Genomic DNA, 22,632 nt, shown 5'->3' with positions numbered 1-22,632 from the left:
TGCGGGCGCGGAAGCTATGGGTGGCTAAGCGAGGGTGGTGCATCCTCCGGTCTTGAGCCCCAGGCCGTGTTGGGAGTTGAGCCAAGAGTGAAGGCGACCGTGCTGCCACGGCGGATGTCCTCGACGGCAAGCCAGTTCTCTGAGTGCGGCTTGCCATTGACGGTAACGGTCTGAACATACGGCGTGGCTGCGGAGCCGCCGCCCTGCGCGGTAAGCACGAAGGTGCGGGCGGGGTAGGGCGCGTCGAGATGAAGAACGACGCGCGGAAAAGAAGGCGCGATCAGTTCGTAGGCAAGACTTGTGGGGTCGACGGTGTAGAGACCCATCATGCTGAGAACAGCCCAGGCGGAGGTTGCGCCGGCGTCGTCATTGCCCGGGATACCGTCCGGCATATCGAGATAGTTCTCGCGCAGGATGCGATGGACAACCTCCTGCGATTTCCATGGACGGCCGGAGAAGTGATAGGCAAAGGGAGCCTGAAAGTCGGTTTCATTCAGGGGGTTGTAGTACTGGGCATACCAGCCGGGCGTGGGGTAGGCGAAGAACTCATCCATGCGCTGGTTGAAGCGCTCGCGCCCCATATTGTCGACGAGCCACGTCATGTCCGCCGGAGCGAAGGTGAAGAAGTGCCACCCTGTGCCTTCGACGAAGCCGTGACCATCCTGTGCGGGATTGAAGTCAGGCAGCCAGGAGCCATCGGAGTGGCGTGGGCGGAAAAACCCACTATCGCGATCGAAGAGATTGCGGTAGTAGAGTGCGCGCTCGTGAAGGCGCGCGGCGTCCGCGTCCTTGTGGATGTCTTTGGCGAGACGTGAGAGAGAAGCGTAGGCGAGCGTGTACTCGAGTGTCTTGGCGACACCGCCGTAGTCGACCTTGTCATACGGCAGGTAATGGATCTTGTTGATCCACTCGATGCCTTCCTGGCCAAGGTATGGCTTGCCCGCGGGTGGGGCCTCGGTGGCATCCTTCAACATGCCCTGCCAGGCGGTGTCGATGTCGAATCCATGCAAACCATAGAGCCACGTAGTAGCCATCGCAATGGTCAGCGGGCTGCCGACCATGTCATTCGTGTAGAGATTGATCTGGGGCCAGCGATCGATCCAGCCGCCTTGCTGATACATCAGGACGGCAGACTGCGCGATGTCCTGCATGCGCGCTGGTTGGAGCAGAGCGAGCAGCGGAATCTGCGTGCGATAGATATCCCAGCCGGAGATGTTCGTGTACACCGCATGGCCGGGACGTATGGTGTGGATGCCCTGGTCAAAGCCAAGGTAGCGTCCGTCCGCATCGCTGAAGAGCGAAGGCATCAGGAAGCTGTGATAAAGCGCGGTATAGAAGACACGCTGCTGTGCGGAAGAGCCGCCGGTGATCTCGGCACGGCTTAGTTCCTTGTTCCAGATTTGCTGTGTCTCGTGGCGAATGGTGTCGAAGTCTTTCGACGCTGCTTCGGTGCGGAGATTGTTTGTGGCTCCGTTGATGTCAACGTACGAGATGCCGATGCGTGCCGTGACGGCGTGCGCTGCAGACTGTGCGGGCCATGTGGCCCAGGCTCCCGTCGTGTGATCGTGCGAAGGCTGCGCAGCGCCGCGAGAGCCGGATATCGGTGTGCCTGGACCGCCGTATTGAGCTCCTGTCCAGGTTCCGAAGGTGGAGAACGGCTGGTCGAAGAGCATAACGAAGTAGACCTTGTAGGTGCCGGTCTTATTGCAGAAGGCGTGGTTCTCGACGAAGCCTTCGATGCGGCGATCGCCAACGACGCGGACCTGCGCACTCTCCGTCTGGTTGAGCGTGTGGCTGATGGGGACGAAGATGTTGCCGGACTTTCCAGCGGGGAACGTAAATCGTGCAAGACCGGTTCGAGGCGTTGCGGTCAGCTCCGCCTTGATATTCCACTGCAGCAGTTGTACGGCGTAGTAGCCTGCTTCGGCGGTCTCCTGCTCGTGCGAATACGGCGTCTGGAAATCGTTCGTCTGGGTGACAACAGGACCGGTCGTTGCTGTGAAGAAGACATCTCCTTCATTGGCGCAGCCAGCCCCGCTCATGTGGGTCATGCTGAAGCCCTTCATCCACTTCTGGATGTAGTGATAGCCCAGGCCGCGGTCTTCGGTTTCGGGGCTGATCTGGCTCATGCCAAAGGGAGCGACTGCCCCGGGAAACAGGTTGATGCCATCGTCGGGGTCGCCGCCGGTGCCGATGATCGGATTCACTTCAGCGACAGGTCCCGAGAGGGCATGCGCGAAGGGGCCAGCAGCGCGCGACTGAGCATTGGCTGTTGCGGCGAAGAGCATCAGGGCTGCGACGGCCTGTCGAATCATGAGTGAGCCCCTGAGCGAATTTCGTCAATGGACACAGGGCGGTGCTCGTGCGCAGACCTAATGGCTGCGAACGCAACCTCTGTAGCAAGCACCGCTGCATCGACTCCGCAGACCTCTGGACCAAGGCCGTAGATCTGGTCGGCGAAGAGTTCCAGCGCATGGGCGTGGCCCTTGTCCGGCTCCGCTGTGAATTGGAGCATGGGGTCGTTCGCCAGTGCGGCTTCGGAGCACGCGGCTCGCTTCTTGGCAAGCCATCCGGAGACACCACCCTCAAGGCCGATCTGCGGATGGCGGTCAGAGATCATGGGAAAGGTGAGGCGGTCGGGTGCGCCTTCCATGCCGGCCGTCCGGACCTCGAGCATGTGGTCGATGGCGAGGTAGCCACCGTTGCCCATGAGTTCGTAAAGCTCCTTGCAGTAGGCAAAGGTTCCGTTATTGCCCAGCAGAATCGTCGCGAGAGCGCCAGACTGATAGCGAACGATGACTGCCTCGTTCAGCATGCCGGTGGCAACGGCGGTAACTTCGACGGGCTCATCGGCGAGGAACCAATTGCATACGTCGGTAAAGTGCGTCATCTCAAAGAGCATGGGACCGTGCGGTGCCTGAGTCTTATCGAAGACCCATCCCTTCCAGCTATGCCAGTCGTCGTTGATACGGACTGCAATGGATGGCACGCCGTCGTCGGGGAGTGGGGGTAAGCTTGCCTCTCGCTGCCAGCGCCACGGCGACCGCTGCGGATGGGTCATGTGATCGCGGAAGAGATTATGTGCGGCAAGCATCGCCGGGCTGGCGCGGCGGTTATGTCCAACGCAGAAGGGAATGTCGGTCGCGTGAACAACGCTTTGGATGTTGTGCATCTCCTGCAGCGTCGTGGCGAGGGGCTTTTCGACATAGACAGGTTTGCCGGCGCGGGCCGCAGCTTCAATCACAGGCAGCCGCAGCTTCTCGGTCGTTGCAAGACAGATCACATCCACTTCCGGGTCTGCAATCGCGTCGTGCCAATCATGGCCGATGTGACGCGCGCCGAAGCGGTCGCGACACTCGCTCAGGATGGCGTCGTCCAGGTCGATGCAACTTTGCAACACCATGCGGGGCGAGGCGGCGATGTTGGGGATGTGCTGCGCACGCGCGACGGATCCGCAGCCAATGACGGCAAAGCGAAGCGGCACGTTGGGATCGAAGGACGGCATGAACTCTCTCGGATTCAGGGTTGAAGAGGTAGAGGACCAAGCTGTGCAAGATAGTCCCGGCGCGAGATAAGGCCGAATTCGCGCACGACTTCCGCGACCGTAAGATCGGCAGAACGCGATTCAAGCAGAAACGTGCAGTTGGGCTGGTCGAAACGGATGCGCACGCGATCTCCGTAGTACCGCTGCACATTCGGGAGCTTGTGCTGGTTGAAGTCCGCGAAAAGCGTGACGGCGTCGAAGTTGAGCGTCGCTTGCACGATCGGAGATCCGAAACCGGCGCGAAGAGTCTCTGACCGGTAGCCGCCGGCGGCAAGCTCGCGGCCATCGCGATCGAGAATGCGGCTCCAGGGTGAGTAGGCCAGGATGAACGGCACACCGTACTGTACGGCGTAGGCTTCGAGCAGGGAACCACCGGGCGTCATGCTGGGCAGCAGGAATGCGTCCACGCCGGCGGCCATCTGCGGATCGAAGACATCCGCTGGGTAGTATAGGTCGACGCAGATGCTTCCCCCGAGTGACAGCCCTTCCCAGCGGACCGGTTTCGGCGCACCGGGCAGAACGCCGCAGACGACCTCGCCTGTCGAGGGGATGCGCTTCTGATACTGGCCGAGGTTTGTACCGTCACGGTCCAGCAGGAAGAAGCGGTTAGCCATACCAAGTGCGTCGCGGACGAAGAGCGGCAGGACCAGTGCGACGTTAGCTCGCGAAGCGGCTTCGCACAACACTGCGGTCGCATTTTGCCAGTCTTCGAGAGCAAGCTCTGCCAGCGGCGTGCTCTGTCTGTAGCGGTGCAGCAGGTTGATGGTTTCGGGCAGAACTACCAGGTCCGCGCCCTGGCGCGCAGCGTCTTCCACCAGACGCGCTGCTTCGGTCAACGTCTGGTGGAAGTCTTCGTATTCGCCATTGCGAAGTGCGATGGCTGCAATCGTCTTCTCATTCATAGGCGGGTGATTCAGGGTTGCCGTTAAGCCAACCAGCGGTCGAGATTCTCCGCCACAAAGGCGTCGTCGTTCAAGAGCGGATAGGCGGCGTAGATGCGATTGATCTCATCGAGCTGCCCGGGTGAGAGGCTTTCATGCGGATCCAAGCACCACCTGCCTGCCAGCAGACCCTGGCGGCTCAGCACTTCGTGAATGCCTGGAATGCAGCCGCGGAACTCGTGCCGGGCGTCGAAGATGGCAGCGTTGGCGTCGGTAATTTCGGCACCGCGTGCCAGAACCGTGTCAAGACGGGCGCGATTGCTCTTCGCCTCCTGCACGGACCGCAGAAGCTCGACGGCGCGCGATGTCCAGACGGCCCACTGGCCCAGCAGGCCACCCACGAAGTGTGCAGTGCGGTCACCGAAGCGGAACTCAGTCAGGAGATCGGCGACGATGTTGTCGTCATTGCCGGTGTAGAGCGCGATCTCTGAGCCGCGGCCGCTGTGCGCGACGGCGCGGAGCACCTCCATCGTCTGGTAGCGGTCGAAGGAGGCGACCTTGATTGCAACTACGGATTCGATCTCAACAAAGCGCTCCCAGAAGTGCGCGTTCAGTGGACGTCCACCCACAGCGGGCTGCAGATAGAAGCCAATCAGCGGGATGGTTTCGCCAACGATACGGCAGTGCTCGATCAGTTCCTCGTTGGAGGCATTCCCCAGTGCAGCAAGGCTGAGAAGACCACCATCATACCCAAGCTCGCGCAGCGTTTCCGCCTCACGAACCGCTTGCGGTGTGGGACCGCAGATGCCTCCGATCTTCGCCAGGGTCTTGCCGCTGCGTGCTTCGAAGGTATGTACTTCTTCAAGAGCAAGTTCGAGCACCGGCTTGAAGAGCCCGACGCAGGTATCGCGAATGTTGAATTGGGTCGTGTGCACACCCACGGCAACGCCGCCGCTGCCGGCATCGCAGTAATACCGCGTCAGCGCCCGCTGATGGCGCTCGTCGATACGGAGGTCTTCCGTTAATGCGAGCGGATGGGCCGGTATCACCAGGCCCTGGTGCATTAGGCTGCGAAATTTGGCCGTTGCATCCGACATCAAAACTTACCATCCATAACTTGAAATTTCGTGATCTTGTTCAGGCTGCTACCGCCGGCAAGCACCCAAGTGGCGACTGCGTCCATGAGCTCCAATGCGGAGACAGACGGATAACCCAGAGCCGCATGGCAGGCTGACGCATTGTTCAAGAGTGCAAAAGATCCGGGTTCGCCCTTCAGTTGCAGCGCGCAGCCGAAACGTTCGGCAAAGAACTCCGCGGCTCGACGCACGGAGATTGTCTCCGGACCCGTGACGTTGAGGATGCGTGCAGGGCATTCGCAATGCTCGAGCGAACGGATAGCATACGAGTTCGCATCGCCTTGCCACAGAACGTTAACCGCAGGCACAGCGATATCGACGGGTTCCCCCGCGATCACCTGTCGAGCGATATCGACGAGTACGCCATAGCGAAGATCGATGGCGTAGTTCAGCCGGTAGATCAGGCACGGTGTGTCGAACTTCTTGGAGTAGTACTGAAAGACTCGTTCGCGCGCCAGGCAAGATTGTGCATACTCACCACGGGGCGCCAGGGCATCTGTTTCCACCGAGCCGCCCTCTTCCAGCGAAACGAAAGGGTAGACGTTTCCAGTAGAGAAGGCGACGATGCGTGACTTGCGATAGTGGTTCGCAACCCAGGCTGGCACCAGCGCATTCATCGCCCAGGTGAGTTCCGGGTCGGCAGCTGAACCGAATTTACGGCCAGCAAGGTATAGCACGTTCCGCGCGTGCGGCAACTGGCCGACCGCTTCGGGGTTAAGCAAATCCGCTGAGAGGGTCTCAACACCGGCTGTTTCGAGTTCCTGCCGCGCTTGAGCAGATTCAAATCGAGAGATGGCAAGGATCCCGCTGTCTTTACCAGCCTCGGCCAGAGCCAGGCGCAGGCGTTTCGCAAGGGTCGGTCCCATCTTGCCGCCTGCTCCCAGAATCACCGTGTCTCCTTCGAGGCGCTGCGCAAAGGCAACGTCTGCCGCGCTGGGCATGGTGAGTTGCTGGTCGAGCTGTTCATCCGTCGTTATCGGTGTCATTTGGTCAAGATTCCGCGGTTCTATTGAGTTGCTAGGGTCGCACGGTTATCGACGTACATCAGTTTCGAAATGCGAAATTGGTGTTTGCAATTCGGATATAGCATATGCAGCGGCAAAAAAATCTGTCAAGGCGTTCGCCTTTCAGGCCTGAATCCAACAGGCTGCCTGTGCGGCATGGATGTACGGAATGCTCCAATACTCGAGGGTGTTCCACTCGATGGCCGTGGAAGTTTCCAAGTACGGTGTGTCGTCCGGAGCGCCGATGAATCCGGTGACCGGTGCCTCTGGAAGCTGAGGAATCCGGTACGAGTAGCCGACGGGATGCCGGTAGCCGACCCCTGAGAAGAGCGATCGATTTTCGGGATTGTGGCCAAGGCACCACTGCAGAAGCCGTTCGGCCGCGGCGCGCCAGCCTGAATGCTGAAACTGGTGGGCCGCCCGTGCCAGAAGGTGGGCGTGGCTCAGCAACACAGAACTTGTTCCATGCACGATGCCCTGCTCGTTGTACGGGTGCATGAAGGTTCGAACTCCGCGACCTGCTCCTGCCTCTCGAAAGCGTTGCCGATCGCGCTGGGGCGGGTGGAAGAAGATGCCATAAGGCGTAAGAGCGAACGGATTTGAGAATGCGTCCGCAAGCAGATACTGCTCGACGTAGCGAGCGATTGCTTCCTGTGCGCGGGCTGCAATGGCAGGATTCAGCAACAGATGACGAAGCTCGTAAAGACGCAACAGCGCGAGGGCAGGATCAGCAGAAAAGGCGATGGAGCGGTACGCGTCGGTGCGCTGGCTCTCGGTGAAGAAGCCGCTGAGACCGCTCGTGGTCCGATCCTGACGGTCGAGTAGTCGATCAGCGACATTGGTAATTGCATTCGTGTGTGAATCGATGCCCGAGGCCAGACGTTCCAGCCGCCCGCGAAGTTCGGCGGCAAGGAACAGTGTGCGGCCATCATGCGGGTATCGCTCTGCGTACTGAAACGCACGATCCACGTAGTGCCGGCACTGCGCGGCTTCCTCCGCGGGGAGATGGCGGGCGACCCGGATCTGCGTGTGAATGAATGCCCATTGCACGAGCGGGTTATAGGTCGTCCGGACCATGCGCTCATCGCCAGAGGACGGAAGATTATCTGTCCAGCGATTGTCGGTCGCGTCGCCGAAACAGCCAGGATGATTTTCGAACCACCAATGTTTCTCGTACGAGAGCGTCGAGGCTGCGGGAGCCCGGCCCCCGGCCACATCCTCAAAGACCTGACCTTCCGGAGAGACCATGCTGTGGAAGAAGCGATTGCCCCAGGCGATTTCGTCCCGCAGCGTCCCGGTCGGGATGCCACCGCGTTCGAGTTCGTCTGTGCAACGCTCCAGCATGGTTGCGAGCGCGTCCAGATGGTGCTGTGTGAAGGCAAGCCACTTACGGAAGTCGCCGGCATCATGCCATCCGCCCACCACGGGCCAGGCTGAGCCATCGCGGTCGAGATACCCATCATCGAGATGGCATGCGGGATGAACGCCGAAGACGTCGCACCCGCAACGCTGGGCGCGAAGAAATGTCAGATATCCAGAGAGAAGGCGATCATACACACGCGGACGAATGGCGAAGGGAGGGCTGATCTGGAAGTCGGTTTCAATCTGGAAGCTGCCGGGTGTCGTGTAGTCAGAAAAGTCAGCCTGCCATAGAGTGCCCCACGCAGTGTCGCAACGAACAAGCTGCCCGGTGTAGAAGGCAGATGCTGCATCCGTTCCTGTCAAGTTTCCTTCGAGGAGGCGATAAGGCGAGGGAAATCGTGGGGAAAATCCTGGTTCTGCGGGACGGTCGCGTTCCATGCGCAGGCAGTTCTGACGCAGGTAATACGGAATGCGATTCGGCAGAGAGATGTCCTTGCCGGGAATCAGGGTGAGTGTCTTCGGACTGGACGGCAGATAACCAAGATGGCTAAGACTGAGCTGCATGGTGAACGATGATACGGCGTTCGCCTCTCACCACTCGTCTACCGCAACCCATTCCCTGCCGGGACAACAGCGCGACTGACCGAGTTGGGGCCTAACTGGAGCGATGTTCTGCGAGCGGCATCCTGCACTAAAGCGGCAATCGCAGCCTCGCGTTCCGGCGAAAATTCTGACAGCGGCAGCGTGATGCTGATGGCCGCGGCCGGAACTTCGGATACTCCTGCAAAGACCCCCGATGCCAGCACCCAGTAACCGGGAAGAAGTTCCTCGATATTGCGTGCGTAACGGTTTGTGCGGACGGCACTCAACTCTTCCAGCATGCGGTCGTGCGACGTGATGGTGTTGCCGGTGTACTTCTCTGTGCACTTGACCATGATGCGTTCCACTCCCTCAGACGTCATGCCGGTGAGGAAGATCTTGCCGGAGGCCGTCGCGTTCAACGGGCGTCGCAGACCGACATCGGCGAAGGAATCGGGTGCTCCGGAATAGCCGACGGAGTGGATGAAGAGAACGTAGTCCTGATCGAGTACACCAAGTTGAACCGTACCGGGGATCTGCCGGGCCAGCTCCTGCATGGGGAAGAAGGCCGCGCGGTACAGCGGCGAGTGCCGAAGATACCCGGAACCGATCCACAGAGCATGGCTGTTGAGCATGTACCTGCGTGTGGCTGGATCCTGCGTAATGAGATTTGCCTCGATCAGTGTGGTGCACAACCGGTGGGCGGATGCTCTCGGGATGTCCAGACGTGAGGCCATTTCACTCAAAGACAGTTCGAACGGTTCATCAGCAAGCAGTTCCAGCACCTTCAGACAGCGGAGGGTCGAACTCATGGCGGTTGTTGCCTTCTTCATACCTATCAATGTCTCACTTACGCACTTGACACGGCAATTCCAGATGCTCTATCTTGCTCCGCAATGCAAAAATTCATTTCGCATTTCGGAACTACGTAGCTCGAATACAGCTATGGATACCGCGATGAGAAGACGTAACAGGATGGAGGGGGACCAATGAACGCACGTTGTACGAAATCCTTTTGGAGGCATACATGTGCTTTGGCGCTGGGCCTCTTGATGGCGCTGACTCTCTGGAGACCGGACGCAGCGCACGCACAGAACGTTACGGCAACCATCAATGGCATCATTACGGACCCGGGTGGTGCGGTCGTTCCAAACGCAAACGTCGTGATTAAAGACCTGGATCGCGCAACGGTCAGGTCTGCTAAGACCAACGAGTCCGGCTTCTACAGCGTAAGCAATCTGCCTGTCGGTCGGTACGAGGTGCGTGTCATGGCCACCGGCTTCCAGACGTCGGTCGAGTCGCCCATTCCGCTCCAAGCTAACCAGGTGTTTGCCGCGAATGTTCATCTACCGATCGGGGCCGAGACGATGGTGGTGGAGGTGACGACCGAGGCCCCCCTTCTGCAGACGGACACAACCGACGTTGGGACAACGATTGACGCGGCCACGAACGTCACTCTGCCCTTGGCAAGCCGGAATTATCTGCAGTTAAGCCTGCTGACGCCGGGTGTGGTGACGGTTCAGCCTTCCGGTTTCGGCAACGGTCAGAACGTAGGACAGGTTGCACGCCCTGAGGTCAATGGAAATCGCTTCACCGCGAACAGCTACCTGCTGGACGGTATGGACAATAACGATGCCGGAAGCAACTACGTGGTGTACTCCCCTCAGCCGGATGCTCTGCAGGAGTTCCGCATCATCACGCAGAACGCGCCTGCCGATTTCGGCAACTACATGGGCGGCGTCATCAGCGCCAGCATCAAGAGCGGCACCAACAAGTTCCACGGCTCTGCGTTCGAGTTCTTCCGCAATGACAAGCTGAACGCGAATGAATGGATGAACAAGTTGGTTCCCGGCAGCCCGGTTCCGCGTACGAAGGTGCGCTGGAACGAATATGGCGGAAGCATCGGCGGCCCCGTCCTCAAGGACAAGCTCTTCTTCTTTGCCGATTACCAGGCTGAGCGTTTCAACTTCCCAAGTACGTCTTCACTGATCACCGTCTTCACCGCGAAGGAACGCGCGGGCGACGTCTCTGAGTTGGTGGCGGCAGGCAAGAAGGTGATTGATCCCCTGACCGGTCAGCCCTTTCCAAACAACGTTATTCCGCAGAACCGCCTGAGTAAGGCAGCGCTGGCGATTCTGAGTTCCTCGCTGTATCCCACTCCCATCAACAGTGCGATCCAGGGGAACGCATACAACACGGTCGTCACGCAGACCAACGTCGACCAAGGCGATGGGCGTCTCGACTATGCCGCAACCGAGAAGGACCGCTTTATGGGCCGCTTCTCTTACTCCAGGCTGAACAACCCGAAACTCAGCTCATTCAACTACGCGTACAACACGGCGAACTTGGTGACGTCCTGGAACTTTGTGACGGGCTACACCCGCACGTTGCGACAGAACCTGCTGAATGACGCCCGTGTGGGTGTGAACTATGTCCAGGTCGGGCAGAACCACACCTCCGCCAACTTCACCGGCGACGCGGGATCGCTCTTCAGCATCCCCGGCCTGACTTCGAGCTTTCTGCCGGCGATGAGCTTCAGCGGCGGCTTTGTAACTGGATTTGGGACCAAGGCTGCCATCACGGATAACTACGACACGTCCATTCAGTATTCGGACGTTTTGAACTGGGTGCATGGTCGTCACAACACGCGCTTTGGCTTCCAGGGATGGCGCGTACGGGTCAACGGTCTGTTCAACAGCAATAACGGTAACTCTGGCAGCTTGACCTTCGGCTCGATCTTTTCGGGCAGTGCGGAATCCAACTTCCTGCTCGGGCTGCCCAGCCAGGTAAACGTGGGCGCGGCCGGTTCGGGATGGGGACAACGGAACAGCATCTACGCCGGACTGATCCAGGATGACTGGAAGATTACCGATCGGTTGACCTTCAATCTGGGGCTTCGCTATGAGAATCACACACCCTTCGTTGAGGCTCGTGATCGCCAGGTGAACTGGGATCCGCAAACGGGCAACCTCGAACTGCCGAACCAGAACGGCAACAATCGCGCCCTCTATAAGAACTACAACGGCTATGGAAACTACCAGCCTCGCATCGGTATCGCCTGGCAGGTGCTGACGAAGACGACGCTTCGTGGCTCCTACGGCTTGTCCTCATTCATGGAAGGCACCGGCCTGGGACTGCGCCTGCCGGGCAACCCGCCTCGCGCGGTGGCCACCAGCGCCAACTACAGCGCTCTCTCGTATCCGACAACAACGCTGGATCAGGGCTTCAGCCCAATTGCCACGCCTGCCGGCTGCAACCTTGCTGGTCTGATCAATGCAGATCCGCTCTGCTACAAGGGCGCGATTATCTACTCGTGGGACAAGCACGTGCAGCCCGCGCAGTCTCATCAGTGGAGTATGTTCCTCCAACAGGAGATCTGGCCCAACGCAACCTTCCAGATCGGATACGTGGGACAGGCGACTCGTCACCTGACCAACGCGCAACTGCTCACGCAGGGAGTCCTGCAATCGCCCGGCGTGGTCGCGCCGTCTCCCTACTTTGCCAACAACCGTCAGTACATCAACCAGGTCGCGTACATCTTCGGTACGTTTGCAGCCGCCCATCAGAGCTATCACGCGTTGCAGACGCAACTGCAGGGACGCAACAACCGTGGCTTCTCTTACCAGGTGAACTACACGTGGTCGCGTTGCATGACGAACTCGCAGGGCTTCTTCGGCGAGGGCGGACAGTCGTCGGGTCCAAGTGCCTGGTGGCAGAACAGCTACGACCCGAAGGGTGAAACGGGCGCGTGCTACTACAACGTAAAGGGCGTCTTCAGCGGCTATGCGACATATGAACTGCCCATCGGTCGTGGCAAGCACTTCGGTACAAACATGAACCGCGCAGCCGATGCCGTGGTGGGTGGATGGAAGGTCAACCTCATTCCAACTTTCCGTGGCGGCTTCCCGCTGACGCTTAGCTCGAATGACGATCACTCCGGTACCAACTCGTTCCAGAACAGGCCTGACTGTGTGGCACCACCTCGCGTGCTCCACAAGCAGACGATCGGCAATGGCCTGTATGGCTATCGCTGGTTTGATCCCGCATCGTATGCCGAGCCGAAGGCTGGCACCTTCGGAAGCTGCAGCGTGAGCTCGGTCTACGGTCCTGGCCAACAGACCATCGATACCAGCGTGGCGAAGACCTTCGCCATCACAGAGCACCAGAACGTCGAGTTCCGTTCGGAGTTCTTTAACACGCTCAACCATCCCATCCTCGATGCTCCGAGCACCAGCGGCATCAATAGCTCCAACCCGAATGCCGGCACCATTGGGCAGATCAAGACTTCAGAGGGCGCGCGGCAAATCCAGTTCGCGCTGAAATATAACTTCTAACGATTCGGGCGGCTGTGCCAGTTGCGGCAGCCGCTCACTGACTTTACCCATTGCAATTCGTGTCGGGTGCGAAGAGCATGCTCACCAAAGACGGATGAAGTACAGAACTAGGCAGCGCAGGATGGACTCAAGATTTCCTGAGATCTTGAGTCTCACTCCTCGCGCTGCGTAAGTCGGGATGAGAGAGATTTGCATGATGCATAACCGGGATCTGGTCGCGTATATCAAGCCGGTGAGTAGCCGCTTCAGCCAAGCTGAGCGCGTCGAGCTGCTTGACCTGACCGGGCAGATTACCGACATCGAAGCGAATCGCTTCCGGCTAACGATCCGGTTTGAGGCTCTGGCCGGCATCTTCCGGATGTATTTGCGGACCCGCGCCGGTGCCTTCGATATGGCAACTGCCAGCATCGACATGGTGCGCGCGCCGGACGGTAAGCGAGTTCCTCTGGGCCCATGGGATCTGGATCACATCCATAACGTAATGGCGCTGCCAATGGCACGTGTCTTCGTCAACGGCGCCCTGAAGGGAGGCCTGTGGTTTGGGATGCCGGGACCCGAAGAGATCGCTGCTGGCCGTTTGTTCGCGGACCTTGGTTTTGAGGCAATAAATGGTCAAAACGAGCTGATCTTGGAGTTGGTGGAACGCGACCGTGACCGCATGGGCTGGGATCGGATCGAATTTGCCGAGATGCGCTTGGACGACCGGCGATGTGTGGCGTTGTCGCCGCAGAGCGAAGAAAGACCACGGCTCTTCGTAACGCGGCAGCAGGCTGCGGAGCGCGCGGAGTTATGGAGCGGACGGCCAGAGTTCCAGCTCTTGCGGGCGTCCCTGTTGCAGGAGAAACTCGTTCTGCTGACCGATAACAGCCAGGGAACGCTTTCGCTGGCGATGATCTATTACGCGATTACTGGTGATGTGGAAGTTGGCCAACGGGCGCGTGCTGCTGTGATGGAATTGGCGAGCGCTCCCACGTGGAGCGGCAGGCCAGACCCGCTACTGATGGGTGGAGAAAACGACAAGGGATTTCGGTACGCCTCTTCCATATTGCACTCGCCTGGGAGCATCTGGGCTCGCTGCTGACTGCAGCGGATCGCAACGTACTGCAGGCGAAGGCCGAGGAATACATCCGTAAGATCTACGACTTTACGGTTCTGCAGCGTGCGTACATGGGATATCCGGCAATCGACCCTCACTCGCTGGGCAGCTGGAATGGTGTTGCCATCGCATGCATGGCGTTTTACGACGAGCTACCAGTTGCGCGCCACGCGTTACCGTTTTTTCACGGCTTGCTGATGGATAGCCTGCAGCTCTTTCCTGACAGTGGAAAGGCCGCGTGGGCGACTTACTTCCCATTCCACATGGTCCTCTACCTGGCAGCGGCTTGCACGTTCGGGGGGGCCTTGGCGGATGTGGACAAGAGTCTCTTCCTGGACAATCTGGGATGGGCTTTACTGACATCATTCGCTTCGCCGAACAGCCAGGAACTGCAGCGTGGACTGCGCACACGAGAGCATCGCTTCCTCACAGCATTTCTTTATCGCTTCCATCCAACGCCTGAAATCGCTGCGATCTACCGGACGTTCGTGCAGCAGGAGCGTCAGTCTGAGGGTGACGTCTGGCTTGGGATGTTCGACCTTCTGTATGCGCCTCAGTGCGATGGTCCGACCGCGCGGATGCCACATAATGTGCTGTTCGCGCAGGACATTGGGGATGTCATAGCGAACTCTGAAAGTCAGCCGCAGATATCGATTTCCATGTCCGCAGGAGCCAAGGCCGGCAGGCGCGCAAGCTTTACGCTGATGCCCCAGAATCGCGAGTTCGCGCCGTCCATGGGTGCCTTTGAAGTAGCGGTGGACGGCGCTCCCGTACTGATCAATATCAATATCAGTTGCTACGGGATCAATAGCGCTCTGACGAACACCCTCTGTCTGGAAGAAGGTGGCGGAGTGACGAATGGGCAGTATCTGAACGGCGCCGTACGACCGGACCAATGCAGCGTGATGCGGCGCTATCTGGCCGGGGATCGCTTTGTGTGTGCCAACGTGGTCATGACCCATGCGATGGACCCGAAGCTTCACCTGGAGATGGCCGAACGTTTGTTTCTTTTCGATCGCCACACTGGAACGATTGTGGTGGCGGACTCCTTCGCGGCAAGATGCGATCTGAAGTTTGCGACACACCTTCACTGCGCCGGCTCCGCACATGCGATCGAAGATGATCTCTACCGGCTCACTGGAGGCCAGGCGAATCGGATCGCAGGCATCAAAGGTGGATCGAAAGGCATGGGTGACGAGGAAAAGGGCGAGCTCTACGTCCGCGTGCTGCGCAGTTCTGCAGCGACCCGCATCGTGACGGAAGAGCCAGCGTGGATTCCCGGCTACATCTACGGCGTCAACCACACGGGCCAAGAGTCACTCAGCGACGCGCAATTCCCGCGTTACACGCGTTGGCGACTGGAGCAGCAAGACCGGTCAACGAGCGGAGAGATGGTCTATGCATTGAGTCCACGGCCCGATATGTTGACGATCCTCGCAGACAGCATTCAATTGCCAGGCGGGGGGATGCAGGTGGGTCTCGGGCAGCACGAGATATGGGACGTTCGTGTCCGCTGTGAATGTCTGCTATGGGACGACGCAACAGAGCTGATCACAGCGCTGGGCGTATCCCAGCTTGTCCACAAAGGACGGAGCGCTACGTTTGATCCTCCCATCGATCTGGAATACATCGTCTCCCGGCAGCAGGGGCGGCTCTTCGCAAGCACAACACCCCAGGCACTCCTGACAGGCTTTGTGATGGGCAGCTGGAGCGAAGCAAATACACAGGCTTCGCATGGTCGCTTCGCTTCAAACCTTAACGCCGCAGCACAGGCGAACCACTAATAAGCAAGTAGAAAAAGGAGAGAGTGATGAAGGTAGCAATTCTGGGCGGCGGCCAGATGGGGATAAATGTCATGGGGCATCTGCGGGATAGTCCGCTCCTCAGTGACGTCACCGTGTATGACACCGATGCTGCACGGCTGGAGAAATTGCGCCGGGAGCAAGGTGTCACTACGGAGGCGAGTCTGGAGCGGATTCTTGACAGCCCGGATATTCCGCTTGTCTTCATCACTGCTTCGAACGATGTTCACAAGAGCCTTGCAGTACAGGCATTGGAAGCCGGCAAGGCTGTCATGTGTGAAAAACCAATGGCGACAACGCTCGCCGATGCCGAAGCAATGGTTCAGACAGCAGAGCGCACGGGCGGATTCCTGCAGGTTGGGTTCGAGCTTCGCTACTCTCACCTGTATCGCCGTGTAAAGCAGTGGCTGGACCTTGGCCTGCTTGGCAAGATTAAGAACACGCAATGCACGTATTGCACCAGTGCGTGGGGACGGCACAATGTATGGCGTGCCGCCGCAGGCACCAGCGGTGGCATGTTTGGCGAAAAGCTCAGCCACTACGTGGATCTGGTGCGCTGGTGGGCGGACGACCAAGTCGAAGAGGTGTATGCGGTGGCAGCTCCCAATGTCATCTCTTACTACGAGGTGCACGATAACTATCACTGCACCTACCGGTTCAAGAGCGGTGCTGTCAGTCAGCTCACATTCATGATGGCCCCCGCAGCAACGTTTCAAGGGGATCCATTGCAGAATGCTGTGTCACAGCAGGCAGGTGACGGTCACATGCTGCGCTACATGATCTACGGCGACAAAGGAGCCGCCGAGACGGATGTGTTCCCGCGCACTTTGAAGCGCTGGGAGTTTGGAGAAGACGACTGGGGGCAGAGAAGCCGCTGGGTGGAGAATGAGACCTGGGATCCGGACGAGGATTTCAAATGGTTCCACAACACGCATGACCAGGCTTTGGATATCGTGCGCCGTGTTGCAGAAGGCGAACCACCCATGACATCTCCGCGTGACGCGCTGGAGACCACGCGACTATGCTTCGCAGCAGAAATCTCTGCAAGGGAGCGCCGCCCGGTGCGAATGGATGAGCTCAGGATCGAGGCCACGCAATGAGTGAAGTGTTGGATCCAGAGATGGACTCCACTCCGGAGTCGTTTGAACCGAAGGAGGACGCCAAGCTGCAGCGGTTCTTCGCGGACCGCGGTCGTATGTGGCGCAATCTCATCTGGGTCACGTTCGGGCATTTTGGCATGGCGTTGTCGATGACGATTGTCGAACCGCTGATGAACCTGCGGCTCAAGGCGATCGGTGTTAGCGATTCCAGCATTGGTCTACTGACATCCGCCAATCTTTGGGCAGTCAGCTTCCTGGTCATGTATTACTCGTGGAAGAGTGATCACTGCACGAGCAAGCTGGGCCGGCGCACACCCTTCGTCCTGGGTGCGCTTCCGTTCCTGACTCTTTCGCTCCTGCTGTTTCCTCTCTCTGACACCAAGTGGGTCCTGATCGCGTTGATGGGAATGTACTTCTTCTTCAATGACGTGAAGGCATCCACGTATCCCTTGCTGGCGATTGACTGCGTCTCGAAGGACTTACTCGCGCGCGCCTCAGGTCTGGTGGCCGTGATGACGAGCCTTGCCGGCTTCCTGTCGTCACGAGTAGGTGCCCGCATGGCGGATGCCCACCCCGGCCGTGTCTTTGTGGTCGCGGCAATGGCGAATGCCGTGGCGACGCTACTTGCACTTTGGCAGATCAAAGAGCCGCCGATCTATCACCCAACAAAAGAACGCTTCAACTTCCTGGCGCCCATCCGGGTGGCGGCACAGGACAAACGGATTCTGGTCCTGATGATCGCGGTGGCTTTACTCAATGCTTTTCCCGCAGTGTTCAAGACCTGGGTTTGGTTCTACGCCAAGTCGAAACTCGGACTGACCATTGGACAGACCGGTGCGGCCATGTCATGGGGCCTGTTGTTGCAGATCGGCATCTCCTATCCGGCCGGCTGGTTCATCGACCGCTGGGGCAGCTACCTTGCGCTGCTGATCGTCTGGCTGTTGATGCTTGGACTGTCCGCCTTCTCAGTAGGCGTTCACACCGCTTCCGGCCTGATCATGCTGACCGTCTTCTACGCACTGATCATGGCACTTAAGGTGGCCGGCGACACGATTCTTTGGAAGACGATGGACAAAGCAGACACGGGTTCTTACACCTCCACCGTCGCTCTCTGTCGTAACTTCTGCACAGGGACCGTCATTGCAATCTCCGGCTTCCTGATCAAGTGGACCGGCAGTTACGTTGCTGCGTTCTGGTTTGGATTTGTTCTCAGCACAATCGCACTTTTCGTGTTCTTCATCTATCGCCATCTCATGCGCGCTGGTGGCGGACCATCCGGGGTGATTGCTGACCGAAACGATAAAGACGGCGGACTGGCCGAGTCCGCGCTGCCTGCATGAAGGCGAGGAAAGAGAAGATGGATGTAAGAGTGTTTCCGACCAAGGAACAGATGGGAAGGGCGGCCGCACAGGACATCGGTAAAGCCCTGCGCCTCCGCCTCTCATCACAGTCTCATGTGCGCGTCGTCTTCGCCGCAGCACCAAGTCAAAGCACAATGCTCTCGGCGCTGCGGCAAGAGCCTGGTATCGATTGGTCGCGCGTTACGGCGTTCCACATGGATGAGTATCTTGGTCTTTCACAGGACGCTCCGCAGCGCTTCGGCAACTGGTTGATGCATGAGTTCTTCCACCATGTACCTCTGGGGCAGGTCCACCTGATGAACCCCGGTGTGCGGCCCGAGGATGCCTGTGCGGAATACGAGAGATTACTTGCGCCTGAACCCATCGACATCGTCTTACTCGGTATCGGCACGAACGGGCATCTGGCCTTCAACGATCCACCGGCCGATTTGAAGGACACGCGCCTGGTGAAGCGTGTGACGCTCGATGCCGCATGCCGCGAACAGCAGGTTTTCGATGAGTGCTTCCCCTCGCTTGAAGCGGTTCCTCAAGAAGCCATGACGATGACGACCCCTGCGCTGTTGCGTGCGAAGGAGATCTTCGGCTGTGTTCCCGGTGAGCATAAGAGTGCAGCGGTCCAGGCGATGCTGGAGGAGCCGGTGAGTGGAGCGTGTCCCGCAACCGCCCTGCGCACGCATCCCCATTGCACGGTGTATCTGGACTTCGCGTCCGCCTCGAGGAGCCGGCTCAGTGAAAGGTTTTGACCTGACCGGCAAGTCCCTGGAGACGGGCACTGGCTTGCGGGTCCGCGTCGAAAACGGTCTTATTGCAAGGATCGAAGCAACATCCGAAGACTGCGAATACTTCTTGAGTCCCGGCATGATCGATCTACAGGTGAACGGTTACGCAGGCTTCGATGTCAACGCAGACGATGTCTCTGTGCAGACGATCGCAAATCTGACAGAGCAGATGCTGCGTCACGGCGTGACCTCGTTTGCGCCCACGATTATCAGCGCAAGGGAAGAGAAGATATGTCACGCGTTGAATGTAATTGCGGTCGCGCGCGGACGGATGCCGCATGTGCAGGCCTGCATCCCATACGTTCACGTGGAAGGCCCGTACATTTCTCCGCTCGACGGATACCGCGGTGCGCATGAGGCGTCGGTCATACGTGCTCCCTCGATCGCCGAGTTTGAGCGCTGGCAATCTGCGGCGCAGGGCTGTGTTGGCATGGTGACGTTATCGGCTCACTACACAGAGGCCCCAGCCTACATATCTCATCTCGCGGCTCGAGGAGCGCATGTCGCCTTGGGCCACACGCATGCAGACGCGATACAGATACGGCGCGCGGTAGACGCAGGAGCTAGGTTTTCGACGCACCTGGGAAACGGGCTTCCCACAGAAATTCCTCGACATAAGAATCCGCTGTGGTCTCAGCTCGCGGAGGATAAACTCGTCGCCTCGGTGATTGCGGATGGCCATCATCTTCCAGCAGAGATGCTAAAGGCCTTCCTACGAGCTAAAGGCGCGGATTGCGTGCTGCTTGTGTCCGACTCCGTGGCATTGGCCGGGATGCCGGCCGGGATCTACGAAACACCGGTGGGTGGCTGGGTCGAGTTGCGAGAGGACGGCTGTCTTTGCATCGCCGGAAAAGATCTGCTCGCAGGCTCTACGGCGACCATGACGACGTGTGTCAAGGGCGTCATGGCAATGACCGGGGTTTCGCTGGCGCAGGCCATGCGCATGGCGACGGAATTGCCGGGCCGCGTCGTTGGCGGTCGCGGTCGACTGGCAGAAGGCTGCGACGCAGACCTGATGCGATTCCGATGGAAGAACGGCCTTGAGATCGACGCGGTGTGGTCCAGAGGAGAGCAACGATACGGGCGCGCCGCATAGGACTGACTTAGATAGAACGTTTGAACCGCCGCAAGAAGGAGAGACATGAGTTCCGAGCAGATGAAGGGAAGAATCGTTGCGCAGCCAGCATCCTTACGCCGCGTGTTGAAACACCAATACGGAGCGGGTGCCGATGCATTGCAGCAGGCAGCGTCGCTCCTTCGGTCAGCTGCTCAGGTTGTCATCACAGGCATGGGTGCATCGTATTACGCTGCCCTCCCGCTGGAGTCCCACCTGTGCGCCGCCGGTGTCAATGCCGTTGCGGTGGAAGCCGGCGAGTTGTTGCACTTCCGGCTCCGTGCCTATCCCGATGCCGTCCTACTCGTTGTTTCCCGCTCCGGTGAATCCATCGAGATCGCCAAGCTTCTGGCAGCCAAATCACCCGGCCAAACGGTCATTGGCGTCTCCAATCGTCCAAAGAGCCGACTGGCCCGCGAAGCTGATGTTGCGATCGCGATGGAAAGCCAAGACGACGACATCGTCGCGTTGCAGACCTACACTGGCACGCTGCTGACGTTGGCGCTGCTGGGGCGCGCGGTAGAGAACGCATCAGCCGCTGCCAGGACAGAGGTGGAATCTTTCTTGCCCGGATTTGAAGACTTAGTAATTACGAGCCTAGACGGTCTGCAGGGCTGGGATGCATTTCTTCGCCCCTGCCGGTCGCTCTACCTGCTGGGGCGCGGTGCCTCCTATGCCTCGGCCCTCGAAGGTGCTTTGTTGTTCCACGAAGTCTCCAAGGAACCCGCCGTCGCAATGCCGACAGCATCCTTTCGACATGGGCCGGTTGAAGTTGTCGATCGTGGTTTTCGCGCGTTCCTCTTCGCTCCGCAGGATAAGACGCAGAAGCTCAACGTAGCCCTGGCGCAGGATCTGGTGCGGTTCGGAGGACAGGTCCGGGTGATCGGCCCGTCCGAGGATACGTCAGGAGAGATGCAATGGATTGCTACACCAAGCTTGCTGGATATCTATGCGCCGATCTTTGAGGTCGTGCCACTTCAGGCGGCGGCTCTGCGGCTTGCAGAGTTGGAAGGCATTGTGCCGGGAAGCTTCCGCTTTGCGCCGCCGGTCGCACTCGATGAAGCGAGCTTCGGACCGGTCTCATAACCGGTCAGGTCAATGGACGTCGGTTTCGGGATGGCCGTTTTCCTTGAGCAATGCAGCTCGCGTCTGTGGCTTCCCAACGCGAATGATATTCCGGCGTTTGGAAAACTCGACTGGCATGTCGCGCTCATAGCGAACGCTGGAGCTTCATCCGCACACTCCCTCTCTGCTCACGTCTTGCCCTGATAGGTCCCTGATGTCGATCCATAATGAGATGCGCTTTCCCTGGGTTGAACGACTTCTCCGCTTTGATACCACCAGCGAGAAGTCCAACCTTGACTTGATCGATGACGTTGCGGCCTACCTCGGTCAAATGAACATTGATGTCTCGCTTACTTATAACCGTGAGCGGACGAAAGCAAACTTGTTCGCCACGATTCCGAACAATAACGGTGACATCAACAATGGCATTGTCCTTTCAGGCCACACGGATGTCGTGCCCACAACTGGACAAGCCTGGACCGTGGACCCCTACGACGCGACCTATCGTGATGGTCGTATCTACGGGCGGGGAGCATGCGATATGAAGGGGTTCCTCGGGGTTGTCCTGGAAGAAGTCACCGCTATGACCCAGGCAAGACTGTCGGTTCCTCTGCATTTATCGTTATCCTTCGATGAAGAAGTGGGGTGTGCTGGCATTCCCCATTTGCTCGCCGACTTGGCGCGCCGAGGCATCAATCCGCGAGGATGCATCGTGGGAGAGCCTACGTCCATGCGAATGGTTCTCAGTCACAAAAGTATCCATACGTTTCGGTGTCAGGTCCGCGGGCGTGCGGCACACTCGTCTCTTCAGACGCAAGGCGTGAATGCCATCGAGTACGCGGCACAGATTGTAGAACGCCTTCGGCTGCTCGCTCAGCGGTACAGAACGGAAGGACCATTTGATCACCGCTTCGAAGTGCCTTATCTGACGGCACAAACGGGCCGAATGAACGGCGGTATCGCGGTCAACACGGTACCGGACGAATGTTCGCTGGAGTTCGAATTTAGAAACCTGCCAACGATCAATCCGGAAACTATCCGACGCGAAATCACAGATTTTGTGGAGAGTAACATCTCTGCGGAGATGGTCAGACTCGCACCGGAAGCAGGAGCGCAGGTCGAATTAATCGCGTCTTCGCCGGCACTGGAAACATCTCCAACCGAATTTATCGTTGAACTGGTGAGGGAGCTTCTTTCTGACAAGCGAGAAGAGCGAGTCGGGTATGGCACTGAAGCGGGGCTGTTCCAGGCAGCTGGGATTCCGACCGTCGTTTGTGGTCCGGGGGACATCAACAGAGCTCATAAAGCAGACGAGTATGTTGAAGTATCGGATCTCGTGGCATGTAAGCAATTCCTCCGAAGCTTGGTCGAATCGCTGCAGTGGAAGGAAGATCCAGGGTAGGAGAAAACGCGCTAAATGAGCGCCTTCGGTTTGCGTCGCACCTGTTCGACGGACTGCAGAAGATACAGATGGT

The 22,632-nt window shown here is 58.8% G+C and carries 16 protein-coding genes; 9 read left to right on the top strand and 7 right to left on the bottom strand.

Annotation, left to right across the window (positions count from 1 at the left end; all coding sequences use genetic code 11):
• Positions 1-14: 14 nt before the first annotated feature.
• The 7 genes from BLW03_RS04155 to BLW03_RS04125 form a co-directional block, all read right to left on the bottom strand.
• The gene (locus tag BLW03_RS04155; RefSeq protein WP_074652480.1) at positions 15-2,315 is read right to left on the bottom strand and encodes a GH92 family glycosyl hydrolase; all 2,301 of its coding nucleotides are present in this window, start codon (positions 2,313-2,315) and stop codon (positions 15-17) included.
• Positions 2,312-3,505 carry a Gfo/Idh/MocA family protein gene (locus BLW03_RS04150; RefSeq protein WP_074652479.1) on the bottom strand — a complete coding sequence of 398 codons (1,194 nt, stop codon included), beginning with the start codon at positions 3,503-3,505 and terminating at the stop codon, positions 2,312-2,314. The genes BLW03_RS04155 and BLW03_RS04150 overlap by 4 nt, the downstream gene beginning before the upstream one ends.
• A gap of 14 nt (positions 3,506-3,519) precedes the next feature.
• Positions 3,520-4,446 (bottom strand): carbon-nitrogen hydrolase family protein, encoded by a 927-nt coding sequence (locus tag BLW03_RS04145; protein ID WP_074652478.1) that lies wholly within the window; start codon positions 4,444-4,446, stop codon positions 3,520-3,522.
• A gap of 23 nt (positions 4,447-4,469) precedes the next feature.
• The gene (locus tag BLW03_RS04140; protein WP_074652477.1) at positions 4,470-5,522 is read right to left on the bottom strand and encodes a dihydrodipicolinate synthase family protein; all 1,053 of its coding nucleotides are present in this window, start codon (positions 5,520-5,522) and stop codon (positions 4,470-4,472) included.
• Positions 5,522-6,547 (bottom strand): NAD-dependent epimerase/dehydratase family protein, encoded by a 1,026-nt coding sequence (locus BLW03_RS04135; protein WP_074652476.1) that lies wholly within the window; start codon positions 6,545-6,547, stop codon positions 5,522-5,524. Before BLW03_RS04135 ends, BLW03_RS04140 begins: the two co-directional genes overlap by 1 nt.
• Positions 6,548-6,688: 141 nt before the next feature.
• Positions 6,689-8,491 (bottom strand): glycoside hydrolase family 9 protein, encoded by a 1,803-nt coding sequence (locus BLW03_RS04130; RefSeq protein ID WP_074652475.1) that lies wholly within the window; start codon positions 8,489-8,491, stop codon positions 6,689-6,691.
• A 38-nt stretch (positions 8,492-8,529) separates the two neighbouring features.
• Complete coding sequence (locus BLW03_RS04125) at positions 8,530-9,318, bottom strand: IclR family transcriptional regulator (RefSeq protein ID WP_212733126.1); 789 nt, start codon at positions 9,316-9,318, stop codon at positions 8,530-8,532.
• Positions 9,319-9,540: 222 nt separating this feature from the next.
• Between BLW03_RS04125 and BLW03_RS04120 the strand changes: the two genes are divergently transcribed.
• The 9 genes from BLW03_RS04120 to argE all read left to right on the top strand — a co-directional run bounded on the left by BLW03_RS04120 (position 9,541) and on the right by argE (position 22,559).
• Positions 9,541-12,840 (top strand): TonB-dependent receptor domain-containing protein, encoded by a 3,300-nt coding sequence (locus BLW03_RS04120; protein WP_170834955.1) that lies wholly within the window; start codon positions 9,541-9,543, stop codon positions 12,838-12,840.
• 193 nt (positions 12,841-13,033) lie between these two features.
• Positions 13,034-13,921: a hypothetical protein gene (locus tag BLW03_RS04115; RefSeq protein WP_139285086.1), complete on the top strand. Its 888-nt coding sequence runs from the start codon at positions 13,034-13,036 to the stop codon at positions 13,919-13,921.
• Positions 13,813-15,720, top strand: a complete 1,908-nt coding sequence (locus tag BLW03_RS04110) for a hypothetical protein (protein ID WP_170834954.1) — start codon at positions 13,813-13,815, stop codon at positions 15,718-15,720. The genes BLW03_RS04115 and BLW03_RS04110 overlap by 109 nt, the downstream gene beginning before the upstream one ends.
• Positions 15,721-15,746: 26 nt before the next feature.
• Positions 15,747-16,838, top strand: a complete 1,092-nt coding sequence (locus BLW03_RS04105; RefSeq protein ID WP_074652471.1) for a Gfo/Idh/MocA family protein — start codon at positions 15,747-15,749, stop codon at positions 16,836-16,838.
• Positions 16,835-18,178 (top strand): MFS transporter, encoded by a 1,344-nt coding sequence (locus BLW03_RS04100; RefSeq protein ID WP_074652470.1) that lies wholly within the window; start codon positions 16,835-16,837, stop codon positions 18,176-18,178. The genes BLW03_RS04105 and BLW03_RS04100 overlap by 4 nt, the downstream gene beginning before the upstream one ends.
• Before the next feature lie 17 nt (positions 18,179-18,195).
• Complete coding sequence (locus BLW03_RS04095) at positions 18,196-18,942, top strand: glucosamine-6-phosphate deaminase (protein ID WP_244501953.1); 747 nt, start codon at positions 18,196-18,198, stop codon at positions 18,940-18,942.
• Positions 18,929-20,074 carry an N-acetylglucosamine-6-phosphate deacetylase gene (locus tag BLW03_RS04090; RefSeq protein WP_074652468.1) on the top strand — a complete coding sequence of 382 codons (1,146 nt, stop codon included), beginning with the start codon at positions 18,929-18,931 and terminating at the stop codon, positions 20,072-20,074. Before BLW03_RS04095 ends, BLW03_RS04090 begins: the two co-directional genes overlap by 14 nt.
• 45 nt (positions 20,075-20,119) lie before the next feature.
• On the top strand, positions 20,120-21,178 hold the full coding sequence (locus tag BLW03_RS04085) for an SIS domain-containing protein (RefSeq protein WP_074652467.1): 1,059 nt from the start codon (positions 20,120-20,122) through the stop codon (positions 21,176-21,178).
• 193 nt (positions 21,179-21,371) lie between these two features.
• Positions 21,372-22,559 (top strand): acetylornithine deacetylase, encoded by a 1,188-nt coding sequence (argE, locus tag BLW03_RS04080; protein WP_074652466.1) that lies wholly within the window; start codon positions 21,372-21,374, stop codon positions 22,557-22,559.
• Positions 22,560-22,632: the final 73 nt, after the last annotated feature.

Source organism: Terriglobus roseus, assembly GCF_900105625.1.
In the GTDB taxonomy this organism is placed as follows: domain Bacteria; phylum Acidobacteriota; class Terriglobia; order Terriglobales; family Acidobacteriaceae; genus Terriglobus; species Terriglobus roseus_B.
Note: the sequence above shows the minus strand (reverse complement) of the source record. Positions and strands in the feature narration are given on the sequence as shown.

Bases quoted from the DNA above. Each gene is read 5' to 3' on its own strand.
- BLW03_RS04155 (WP_074652480.1), bottom strand. From the start codon at position 2,315: ATGATTCGACAGGCCGTCGCAGCCCTGATGCTCTTCGCCGCAACAGCC.
- BLW03_RS04150 (WP_074652479.1), bottom strand. From the start codon at position 3,505: ATGCCGTCCTTCGATCCCAACGTGCCGCTTCGCTTTGCCGTCATTGGC.
- BLW03_RS04145 (WP_074652478.1), bottom strand. From the start codon at position 4,446: ATGAATGAGAAGACGATTGCAGCCATCGCACTTCGCAATGGCGAATAC.
- BLW03_RS04140 (WP_074652477.1), bottom strand. From the start codon at position 5,522: ATGTCGGATGCAACGGCCAAATTTCGCAGCCTAATGCACCAGGGCCTG.
- BLW03_RS04135 (WP_074652476.1), bottom strand. From the start codon at position 6,547: ATGACACCGATAACGACGGATGAACAGCTCGACCAGCAACTCACCATG.
- BLW03_RS04130 (WP_074652475.1), bottom strand. From the start codon at position 8,491: ATGCAGCTCAGTCTTAGCCATCTTGGTTATCTGCCGTCCAGTCCGAAG.
- BLW03_RS04125 (WP_212733126.1), bottom strand. From the start codon at position 9,318: ATGAGTTCGACCCTCCGCTGTCTGAAGGTGCTGGAACTGCTTGCTGAT.
- BLW03_RS04115 (WP_139285086.1), top strand. From the start codon at position 13,034: ATGATGCATAACCGGGATCTGGTCGCGTATATCAAGCCGGTGAGTAGC.
- BLW03_RS04105 (WP_074652471.1), top strand. From the start codon at position 15,747: ATGAAGGTAGCAATTCTGGGCGGCGGCCAGATGGGGATAAATGTCATG.
- BLW03_RS04100 (WP_074652470.1), top strand. From the start codon at position 16,835: ATGAGTGAAGTGTTGGATCCAGAGATGGACTCCACTCCGGAGTCGTTT.
- BLW03_RS04095 (WP_244501953.1), top strand. From the start codon at position 18,196: ATGGATGTAAGAGTGTTTCCGACCAAGGAACAGATGGGAAGGGCGGCC.
- BLW03_RS04085 (WP_074652467.1), top strand. From the start codon at position 20,120: ATGAGTTCCGAGCAGATGAAGGGAAGAATCGTTGCGCAGCCAGCATCC.
- argE (WP_074652466.1), top strand. From the start codon at position 21,372: ATGTCGATCCATAATGAGATGCGCTTTCCCTGGGTTGAACGACTTCTC.